10 protein-coding genes are annotated in these 9,857 nt (G+C 40.8%); 1 reads left to right on the top strand and 9 read right to left on the bottom strand.

The annotated features are described in order from the left end of the window. Positions 1 to 95 precede the first annotated feature (95 nt). From LG211_RS19880 to LG211_RS19850, 7 genes are all read right to left on the bottom strand, one after another. Positions 96 to 281: a hypothetical protein gene (locus tag LG211_RS19880; protein WP_269478309.1), complete on the bottom strand. Its 186-nt coding sequence runs from the start codon at positions 279 to 281 to the stop codon at positions 96 to 98. Positions 282 to 428: 147 nt separating this feature from the next. Next, positions 429 to 1,376 (bottom strand): cyclase family protein, encoded by a 948-nt coding sequence (locus LG211_RS19875; protein WP_269478308.1) that lies wholly within the window; start codon positions 1,374 to 1,376, stop codon positions 429 to 431. Between the two features lie 35 nt (positions 1,377 to 1,411). After that, positions 1,412 to 2,203 carry an SDR family NAD(P)-dependent oxidoreductase gene (locus tag LG211_RS19870; protein WP_269478307.1) on the bottom strand — a complete coding sequence of 264 codons (792 nt, stop codon included), beginning with the start codon at positions 2,201 to 2,203 and terminating at the stop codon, positions 1,412 to 1,414. Positions 2,204 to 2,216: 13 nt separating this feature from the next. After that, positions 2,217 to 2,870 (bottom strand): 3-oxoacid CoA-transferase subunit B, encoded by a 654-nt coding sequence (locus tag LG211_RS19865; protein WP_269478306.1) that lies wholly within the window; start codon positions 2,868 to 2,870, stop codon positions 2,217 to 2,219. Beyond that, the gene (locus tag LG211_RS19860) at positions 2,858 to 3,538 is read right to left on the bottom strand and encodes a CoA transferase subunit A (protein WP_269478305.1); all 681 of its coding nucleotides are present in this window, start codon (positions 3,536 to 3,538) and stop codon (positions 2,858 to 2,860) included. The genes LG211_RS19865 and LG211_RS19860 overlap by 13 nt, the downstream gene beginning before the upstream one ends. 20 nt (positions 3,539 to 3,558) lie before the next feature. Next, positions 3,559 to 4,506, bottom strand: coding sequence for a 3-hydroxyacyl-CoA dehydrogenase family protein (locus LG211_RS19855; protein ID WP_269478304.1), 948 nt, complete (start codon positions 4,504 to 4,506; stop codon positions 3,559 to 3,561). Between the two features lie 11 nt (positions 4,507 to 4,517). Continuing rightward, positions 4,518 to 5,339: a beta-keto acid cleavage family enzyme gene (locus LG211_RS19850; RefSeq protein ID WP_269478303.1), complete on the bottom strand. Its 822-nt coding sequence runs from the start codon at positions 5,337 to 5,339 to the stop codon at positions 4,518 to 4,520. 308 nt (positions 5,340 to 5,647) lie between these two features. Here LG211_RS19850 and LG211_RS19845 point away from each other — a divergent pair, with 308 nt between their 5' ends. Beyond that, positions 5,648 to 7,054 carry a sigma-54 interaction domain-containing protein gene (locus LG211_RS19845; RefSeq protein WP_269478302.1) on the top strand — a complete coding sequence of 469 codons (1,407 nt, stop codon included), beginning with the start codon at positions 5,648 to 5,650 and terminating at the stop codon, positions 7,052 to 7,054. Positions 7,055 to 7,149: 95 nt separating this feature from the next. Here the strand turns inward: LG211_RS19845 and LG211_RS19840 are convergent, their stop codons facing one another. Both LG211_RS19840 and LG211_RS19835 read right to left on the bottom strand, forming a co-directional pair. Further along, the gene (locus LG211_RS19840; RefSeq protein ID WP_269478301.1) at positions 7,150 to 8,571 is read right to left on the bottom strand and encodes an MFS transporter; all 1,422 of its coding nucleotides are present in this window, start codon (positions 8,569 to 8,571) and stop codon (positions 7,150 to 7,152) included. Positions 8,572 to 8,624: 53 nt separating this feature from the next. Continuing rightward, positions 8,625 to 9,332: a hypothetical protein gene (locus tag LG211_RS19835; RefSeq protein ID WP_269478300.1), complete on the bottom strand. Its 708-nt coding sequence runs from the start codon at positions 9,330 to 9,332 to the stop codon at positions 8,625 to 8,627. Between the last annotated feature and the right edge of the window lie 525 nt (positions 9,333 to 9,857).

Genomic DNA, 9,857 nt, shown 5'->3' with positions numbered 1-9,857 from the left:
CGGAACCACAGGCATAGCCCGTGGTTTTCGTTCATACAAAAAGACGAAATGGAAAGATGGGTTCTCCATTTCGTCTTCTTGCGCTCTTTTTACAATTACTGGTATTCGTCCGTTTTCATGTACTTGATCTGCTGGCTATGGATCTCTTTTTTGATGGCCATGTGCCCGCCTTTGCACACGTACATCTCCGCATCCTTGTTGTAGCTGAAGTTCTCCCGGTTCTTCCGTTTCCCGTGGGTCGCCGCCGTCACGATCCGCTCTGGCGTCATCGTCCGGCCCATTGTGGAGGAGTAATTGTCCTTTACCGCCTCATAGACAGTGGTTGATTTTTGCTTATTTTTTGCCTTGTCTTTGGGGGACTTTTTCAGTGGCCTCGGTTCAATACTACTTTTTATTCTTCCACAAGTTATATACTCACAACAGGCAGCTTAGAATTTTGGTAAAACTCCGCAGTAATAATAGTTTCGATCAGGAGCATTATTCATATCTGCTTTATCTATTTCCGCGACACATCTGGCCATGGAGCCATCGCCCATATACCATCTAATCGGAAAACAGTAGAATCTGAATCTTTTTCCGGACACTTTATCCAAATCGCCGCCTAAGTTTTCTACGCCTACGATGCCGTGCCCCAGAAGTTGCTTGTGGCACGGTTCCCATGTTCCCCACTGTCCAATTGCTTCCAAATCGCCAAATTTTTCGTCGTATGCTTTCTGTCCGTGGATTTTAATATAAAGTTCCTTGTCGAATTCCGCGTATGCCTCTTCCCCAAACTGCTCAATATATTCTTCGGTGATCGGCCTACCCGAGGCTCCCAGAAGGTTCATTCTCGTCATACCATTATTGCCCATAGCTGTATGAAGCGGATGATCCAACGCTTGCATATCCATTGCCACGCATTTCACCTTATGTCTGACAAACCATTTTCCCGCCTCAACTCCAGTACCGCATGAATAGTGATAGTAATCTTTTGAATCATCAAATTGACGGTGCATTCCTGTATTCAGACATACTACCATGCCTTCCAGCTCTTCCGGCTTTATGTCCGCACGTTTACACGCATCTTCCAGATGCGTGTCCGTTATGAGTCCCCACTTTTCTATATGAATTTCAAGGCAAACCGCATCTCCCGTATAAGCATCTACCGGCATTTCATGGGTATAGCGCGCACGTTTTCCGTCAAACTCTTTTTCCATCACGTGTCTCGGCGCATCACAATGGGTTCCTGTATGCATAGTGCATCCGATGTACTGTGTCAGGACACCGCCTTTCGCCATGCTGTGCTTGCTGTCAATAACAGGCTTATCAAAATACGGCCATCTTGGAATTTCTGCACTAAACGGATGTGTTAGATCTAAAAAAACTTTTTTACTCATAGTTGTTCTCCTCCTCAATCAAATTCAAATCAATATTAATTAGCCCAATATCCACCTTCAACCGCTATATTGGCTCCTGTCATAAAGTCACTGGCAGAAGAAGCCAGGAATATACATGGTCCTATGAAGTCTTCAGGCTCTCCAAGTCTTCCAATAGGAAGTCTCTTAAGAAAATTTTTATATACCTCGCTGTCGGGATCAAACATCCATTCTGTTAAGTCCGATCGAAAAACAGTTGGATTTATTGTATTTACATTTATCTTGTACTCAGCCGACCATTCACACGCCAACGATTGGGCCATCAAGTCAATTCCTCCCTTAGCCGTACAATAACCGGTATATCCTGCCATACCCATTTTAGATCGCGCCGACGATATCAATATTACTTTACCCCCTTTCCCCTGTTTGATCATCTCTGCTCCAACATATTTGCAAAATAGCCACGTTCCCTGAACATCAGAATTCATGATCTTCTGCCATTCGGTCAACTCCTGTTTTATAATAGGCTGAGGGTTATTGTATCCTGCGGCTGTAACAAGAACATTAATTTCACCAAATGATTCCATTGTATTTTGGACAACTTTTTGCACATCTTCCTCGGTGGCTGGATCGCCAACTGAATATTCACATTCGATGTCTTCTTTTTTTAATTCTTGGCATAATACCTTCAACTTATCTTCGTTTCTCCCTGTTACCATTACTTTCATACCTGCCAGACCATAACCAAAGCTTACTGCTGTACCCAGCGCGCCCGTTGCACCTGTAATGATCGCTACTTTTCCCTTGACGTCAAATAAAGTGTCAACAAAATTTTTATCAACTGTCATTTTCCCGTTCCTTTCACGTATATATTTTTTTCAAATTCTCACTTACAGTAACTTCACATCCGGTAGCATTCTTAACGTCTGCGATCGAATAGTCCCAATAGAGCTCGGTTAAGACAATTTGTTCATTTCGAATTTCCATTACACCCATCTCGGTTATTATTTTATCGATGACATTGACCGCCGTGTATGGCAATGTGCATTGTTCCAGTATTTTTTTCTTGCCTTTCTGTGTATGCAGCATCGCGACGATTACTTTTTTTGCACCGATAACAAGATCCATCGCACCTCCCATCCCTGGAACTAATTTCCCCGGAATAATCCAATTAGATAAATTTCCATGCCTGTCCACTTCTAGCGCGCCTAGCACGGTAACATCAACATGCCTCCCCCTTATAATTCCAAATGAGACAGCACTGTCAAAAAATGCCGCGTGATCGTTGACTGAAACATATTGTGCTCCTGCATTAATTATATCAATATCCGCATTTTCCTTTTCAGGCGACGGTCCCATACCCATGATACCATTTTCAGATTGTAAGACAATCTCAACATCTTCCGGGATATAGTTTGCTGCAATCGTAGGTAAACCTATTCCCAAATTGACAACATCCCCATCCTTGAACTCCAACGCAACCCTTTTCGCAATTCTCTCCTTCAACTCTGACATGGCTTCTCACCTCCAACAAGAGTATCTATCAATACACCGGGAGTCACTATGTTATTGGGCTCTAGCGCACCGGTTTTTACGATTGCACACGCGTCTGCTATCACATGTTTCGCAGCCATAGCCATCAATGGATTAAAGTTTCTTGTCGTTCCATGGTATATTAAATTGCCGAACTCATCAGCGACGGAACCTCTGACCAATGAAAAATCGGCGGAAAGCGGTTCTTCCAAAAGATACTTTTTTCCATTAACAGATATAACCGTCTTTCCTTCTGCCACAATGGTCCCTACTCCCGTAGGCGTCAAAATCCCTCCCAGTCCACAGCCTGCCGCACGTATTCTTTCTGCTAGGGTCCCCTGGGGAACTAAAATGCATTCCAGCCGTTCGCTCATATTATCGCAATTCATTCTTTCGGCTACTTCGGGATTGAGACCTACATGGGATGCAATCAGTGTTTTAATTTGCCCGTTGGATAATAATTTACCAACCCCTCTTCCTGGCGTTCCGGCATCATTGGAAATAATAGTTAAGTTTCGTACGTTCTTTTCCACCAATGCGTCGATAAGAATCTCTGGACTGCCACAGGCCATGAAGCCTCCAATCATTACCCGTGCACCGTCATTGATACGATCCACCGCTTCAGCCGCGTTCTTTATTTTGCTTTTCATTTAATCACCCTCTTTACTTTTTAATCAATATAATGCTGTGAAGTTTTTAGCTGAAGGATAAGCTTATTATTAAATTTCTTTTTCTTCAATTCAATTTCTTTATCGGAATAAGAAAAAAATCCTTCACCGGTCTTTATTCCCAGCTTACCTTGATTCACCATATTTTTAAGAATGGGGCTAGCTTCCTGCCTGTTGTCCATAACGGATAGGAGATTATCTCCTACTGTTGCCCATATATCCAGCCCACCCATATCCGCAATTTCAAGCTGACCCGCTGTCGCATATCTGAATGCGGGACCGAATTTTAAAGCTTTGTCTATATCTTCCGGTGATGCTATCTCCTGCTCAATTAGTGAAAAAACCTCCCTCGCCAGTCCTTGCTGAATTCTATTAGCAACAAGACCTGGAACATCTTTTTTCACTTTTACGGTCTGTTTATTAATTCTACGGTATAATTTTTCAATTTCTTCATAAACTGCTTCATTTAAATTACCAAAATTAGACAATTCGACGAGCGGCATTATATGGGCAGGACTGTACCAATGGCAGATCATGGTTCGTGTCTTTCTCTCCGGAGTGATATGTAGCATCATCTCGCTTAAAGATAGACTGGATGTGTTCGATGCCAGTATCGTATGGGGCTTACACAAATTATCAAGCGTTTGAAATAGTTTTTGCTTTAATTCCAAATTTTCCGGTGTGGCTTCTATGACATAATCCACATCATGAACCGCATTTTTCATTACATCGAATAGCCTTATCCGATCCATTATATTTCCTATCTCCTCAAAACGGATCACTTCTTGATCCGCTAGATATTCAAGTTCTATTCGAATTGTCTTTTTTACTCTATCCCGTATGGATTCACATGGTTCATACAAGCTGACTGAATATCCTCCCATAGCAAAAGCCTCTGCTATGCCGTGTCCCATCGTTCCTGCACCTAGTACCGCAACTCTTTTTATCATAATCTATCCCCCTAAATTCCCAATATTTCTCTTGCTTCAGCCGGAGTAGCAACATGGTTTCCTGCAATTTCAATTAGGTCTGCGGCTCTTTTAACTAGCTGAGCATTGGAATCGGCCAGTTTTCCCGGTCCATAGAAAACATTATCCTCCATGCCAACTCTAAGATGTCCGCCCATTGCAATTGCTGCAAGCATAATTGGAACGTGCCCCTTACCTATTCCCAGCGCCGCCCAAGTAGAATCTTCGGGAATTAGCCCTCTTAAATATACCAGATTTTCCACAGTTGCAGCTACTCCTCCCGCGGCACCTAAAACAAATTGATAATGTAAAGGGGCTCTTAAAACGCCTTTTTTCAAATAGTAAAGTGAATTATAAACCATACCTGCATCAAATATCTCTATTTCAGGTTTTGTTCCGTATTTTTGCATAGTATACCCCAGCTCCTCAAGGAAGTGTGGATGATTGATAAATAAGCTATGGTTCATCCAGTTCATTGATCCGCAATCATATGAGGCAATTTCCGGCCTAATACTTTTTATATGTGCCATCCTTGTCTCATCCGTAGCATTCAAGTCGCCGCTAGTAGTACAATTTATCACTATATCGCATCTTTCTTTGATCAGATGAACAGTTTGGCTGAATCTGTTCTCATCCATCGTTCCATTTCCCTCATCATCCCTCATATGAAGATGACAGATCGCCGCCCCGGCCTTGTAACAAGCATAGACATCATCTGCAATCTTATCTGGGTTTAACGGAATATTCGGATTGTCTTCTTTAGACGGCCAAGCTCCTGTTGGCGCTACGGTTATAATTGTTTTTTTCTTATTCATCTTGTACTGTCCTCCATATTAAAGATTTTTATTTAGATGTAATCAGAAATCTTGCTCTGCTTCATGCCATACTATAAATGCAAAACCAATGCCATTCATTGAATAAAACAGTTGGGATAAACTATTTTTTCTGTTTTCCCTTTCAACAACTGGGGTTACATGCATTTTTTAACTGATGCATTTTGTCTTTAAATTTGGTATAATGACCTAAAAGTCATCAGACATCATCCCCATTGAGTCATTTTTTCACCGAAACACACAAAATGTATTGATTATTTTCACCACTTATCCCTTTAAGGAGAACCATCATGAAAAAAAATATTCCTCTCAATAATGAAGAAATCTGCGTCTTAAAAAACTCTGTGGATTTTGAAGATATATGTAACCACCTGATTGATTCTATATACATAACCGACGGAGAAGGTACAACTCTTTATGTGAATCAAAAATACCTGGAATTGGGTAACCTGAGATTGGAGGAAATCATAGGGCGGAATATTTTTGATATAAATGAGGAGGAAGATATATATACCAATGGTGTTTTGCCAACCGTCATCAAGACCAAAAAACCTGCGGAAACAATTGGAACGCTTACTAGAACCAATAAAAAACTTTATGTTACAGGCATCCCTATCTTCGACCAAGACGGCAATATCAAATACGCAATTGCTCATCAAAAAGATATAGAAAGACTAGAGGAACTGCAAGATAACCTAGCAACGCTTCGTATTGCATATAACCAGGAAAGTGCGGAACTGGAATATCTCAGACAACGTCAAATAGATAATATCGATATTATCGTTGAAAGTGACAATATGAAAGAAGCGTTTTCCACAATCTCCGCTATTGCGGATACTGATGTGACAGTCTTGATCACCGGCGAAAGCGGAACTGGAAAAGAAGTGTTATCCGATGCGATTTATAAAAACAGTAACAGGAACGGACAACCCTTCATAAAAATAAACTGTTCTGCAATTCCTGCAAATTTACTTGAATCAGAACTTTTTGGCTATGAACCCGGCGCATTCACAGGCGCGAATCAAAATGGAAAAACCGGGTTGATTGAAATTGCAAACGAGGGAGTGTTGCTTCTTGATGAAATCGGAGATATGCCTCTGGAGCTTCAGGCAAAAATGCTGAGAGTCTTACAAGAACAGCAAATAACAAAGATCGGCGGAAAATCTCCGATCAAGTTGGATATCCGTTTCATCGCTGCAACGAATAAGGATTTAAAAAAAGAAATTGAGAAAGGGAATTTTCGAGAAGATCTATATTACCGGCTGAATGTTGTTCCCATTCATCTTGAACCTTTAAGGAATAGGCAGAAAGATTTGGGCCCCCTCATGGATGGATTGCTAAAAAAGTATAATGCGAAATACAACAAAGATATTATTATGACTATGGGTGCCAGCCAATTGCTTCAGGAATACGAATGGCCCGGGAATATCCGCGAACTAAAAAATATTATTGAACGAATGGTAGTAGTAAATAAAACAGGCGTGATCGATGTTGAGCTTGTTAGCAGTGTATTGAATCTTAAATATACTTATACGGAAAATGCTGAGCCCTACACGCTTAAGGAGGCTGTAGAAGACCTTGAAAAAAGATTGTTTTTAAAATCAATCGATGCGAACGGATCAAAACGCAAGGCAGCCGCAGCATTGGGTGTAGACCACTCCACATTAATAAAAAAATGCCAAAGATATGGCATTTAATCATACAAACCTCCGGACTGATCAGCTGTCTCACCTCAGTCCGAAGGTCCTTTTTATACCTACTGTTTTATTAATTCTCAGAAGCCTATTTGATCTTATAGCATCTTTTCGAAGCCCTCGGTTGAATATTCTTTTCCGGTCTTTTTTGCTTCAAGGGCGATTAACAATGCTTTATATCGTTTTCCTGTTATCGGATAAAAGATAAGCGCTATACATCCTACAATATATACGATACCTGGAATAATTGTACAGATGGAATCTATGGCTGTTACAGCGCTGTCGGGCTGTACATCAAGCGTGCCGTCATAGCCGCCACTGTTGAGAACCATGCCTGTTACCCACAATGCTGCAGATCCACCTATCTTTTGGAAAAATGCCATAGAAGCAGTGATAATTCCTTCCCGTCTTTTGCCATACTTAAATTCATCGACTTCACTAATATCATACATCATCGCGTAATAAAGTGCCCAAAGGGAAGAATTTGCTATCTGGTAGCAGACCCCCCATATAACAAGGCTGGTGACTCCCGTAATACCGATAAAAGAGTAAATTGCTAAAGAGATGCCTCCGAATCCCAGGCAAAACATAAATACGGTTCTCTTATCAAACCTTTTTGTAAATGCACTGATCAAAGGCAAAAATACAATTGCTAACGCGGGAATAATCAATAAAAGTAAGGACTGCATGCCTGCGTTAAATCCCAACTTGTTCGTCATGATGTAGACCATGCCGTTACTCGCCATGGTGCAGACAAATGCGCCACAGAACGTAGCTACAGCAAGCGGGACAGTGGGTTTTAATTTGAAAATCTGCCCGATTGTTCTAAATATGTTGACTTTATCTTCTTTTTTTACAACTGTTTTTTCCGCAGGCAATTCTCTCCCTTTGGTGCAAAACCAGCATACCACTATTCCAACTAGTATTACTAGCCCTATGAGAAGCCCCACGTTACTCCAGCCTTTTTCTACGCTCATCCCCATATCTATAGATTTTTGAACGATCATCGGGGGCGTTGATGATGCAATCATTGTGGCAGCATGCAGAAATACCGCAGCATATAAACGAAGCGATGTTCTTTTCTCAAAAACTTGCGTTACTTCAGCGCCCAATGCAAAATAGGGAATTGTATAAACCGTATAGCATGTCCAAAATACAATTGATAATATGATGGAATACGCAATTTTAGCATCCATACTCATGTCAAAGCTGCAAAACATTAAATATGTTACAATTGCATATGGAATTGCTACACCGATCATCAGTGGACGTCTTCTTCCATATTTGCTGGTAAAATTATCGGAAATATATCCGATCGCTAAATCAGTAACCGCATCCCAGAAAACGGCGATTGAAGAAATGAGCCCGCCGATTGAGGCAGGAATTCCAACTATATCTGTCAGATAGAACAGAAAGAAAAAATAAAATAGATTGTACCCGGTACATTCACCAAATTCGCCTATACCATAGCCTATCTTATTCTTCAAGGTCAATGGTTTTTGCTTAACTGTATTATCCATCTCTCCTCCTTTGTGTGTGGAAATCTATAATTTGTATATTCATAATCAAATCGCTAGAAAGTCCATCCCGGCGCTTTATTAATAAAGCATACGATCGTATCTATGACGCTTTCATCTCCGCGGGCAGAAACCAGGTCAATCCAATGTCCCAGCTTGATATCTTCCAATTGACCGACTTGGAATCTGGTCACAAATTTGTTTGCGATCGCCTCTTCGCGTGTGCAAGATATGCTAAACGGCTTTAAAGCTTTTCTCCAATCCCAAATATATACGTCCACATCCGGGGCCAGCTTTAACGACATTCCGTTTTTTGGTGCAGGGACCGATCCACCATATTCCAAGTAGACGAGCTTGTCTTTGTTCTCGTCGAATTTGTCGAAAGTCAATGTATTTCCCTCAATTGTAAAAAAATCGCCAGTTTTTAAAGTTTCATCAGATATTTTGTATTTGAACATTGCGTAAGTGCCGAATTCTATATGCGTTTGCAGCAGTCCATTTTCATTCTCGAATGTATCTGCCATAATCAGTTGTTTGACGATACCATTCTCATCAAATATAGGCATATACAGAAATTCAACAATGCTTGGATATTGTCCATATCTCCCGGCATCAATAAAATCGTATACATCTTTTTCTGTATCGAACATATACTCCTTGCTGCGAATAAGCATCTGAATTTGGTAGCCCGTACGACCTTGATCCTTAAATATTTCAGTAACAAAACCAATCTTATTTATACTTTTATCAATTTCTGTTATCATTTTCCTATTCCTCTCTTGTTTTATTTTTACTATACGTGACCTTTTGGTTAATTCACCATTCAGCTAGCTGTTAACGCTTGTATTAATCGAAATTTACCAGACATTTAAAACCACCTCCTTATTATCTACTTCTCGCTTTTATTAAATGCAATTCTAATGCCAAAAGTGACGCAGACAGCATAATACTCTCCCTAAGATTGGAATTCCACTGTTTGCGTGCAAGTTGCCGTTACTCATATTTTTTTAGCTCTTCTAACCGGTGACTATTTTCATCACTATTTGCTCTTGACGGTGAATTTTTTACACAAAAGCTAACGAAATATTTCAGAAAAAATCAAGGAATATTGAGGCCACTGAAAAAGAGGTCACTTTCAGCTCTGAGGTTGCAACAATCAGCACCACCCGTGTGAACGGGTGGTTTGCACTGTGCCTGAAAGGCACCCCTGCTTGCGAGCATCTCAAGATGCATTGAAAAAGGTCTGCCAACTGCATTATTATCTCAGACTACCCCTCCAAGAGGGGTCC

Source organism: Hominibacterium faecale (assembly GCF_020734085.1).
Taxonomy (GTDB): domain Bacteria; phylum Bacillota; class Clostridia; order Peptostreptococcales; family Anaerovoracaceae; genus Hominibacterium; species Hominibacterium faecale.
Note: the sequence above shows the minus strand (reverse complement) of the source record. Positions and strands in the feature narration are given on the sequence as shown.

What these genes read in the sequence shown, in the direction of transcription:
- LG211_RS19850 (WP_269478303.1), bottom strand. Translation starts at nt 5,339, where the DNA reads ATGAATAAGAAAAAAACAATTATAACCGTAGCGCCAACAGGAGCTTGG.
- LG211_RS19870 (WP_269478307.1), bottom strand. Translation starts at nt 2,203, where the DNA reads ATGACAGTTGATAAAAATTTTGTTGACACTTTATTTGACGTCAAGGGA.
- LG211_RS19835 (WP_269478300.1), bottom strand. Translation starts at nt 9,332, where the DNA reads ATGATAACAGAAATTGATAAAAGTATAAATAAGATTGGTTTTGTTACT.
- LG211_RS19860 (WP_269478305.1), bottom strand. Translation starts at nt 3,538, where the DNA reads ATGAAAAGCAAAATAAAGAACGCGGCTGAAGCGGTGGATCGTATCAAT.
- LG211_RS19840 (WP_269478301.1), bottom strand. Translation starts at nt 8,571, where the DNA reads ATGGATAATACAGTTAAGCAAAAACCATTGACCTTGAAGAATAAGATA.
- LG211_RS19880 (WP_269478309.1), bottom strand. Translation starts at nt 281, where the DNA reads ATGGGCCGGACGATGACGCCAGAGCGGATCGTGACGGCGGCGACCCAC.
- LG211_RS19855 (WP_269478304.1), bottom strand. Translation starts at nt 4,506, where the DNA reads ATGATAAAAAGAGTTGCGGTACTAGGTGCAGGAACGATGGGACACGGC.
- LG211_RS19845 (WP_269478302.1), top strand. Translation starts at nt 5,648, where the DNA reads ATGAAAAAAAATATTCCTCTCAATAATGAAGAAATCTGCGTCTTAAAA.
- LG211_RS19865 (WP_269478306.1), bottom strand. Translation starts at nt 2,870, where the DNA reads ATGTCAGAGTTGAAGGAGAGAATTGCGAAAAGGGTTGCGTTGGAGTTC.
- LG211_RS19875 (WP_269478308.1), bottom strand. Translation starts at nt 1,376, where the DNA reads ATGAGTAAAAAAGTTTTTTTAGATCTAACACATCCGTTTAGTGCAGAA.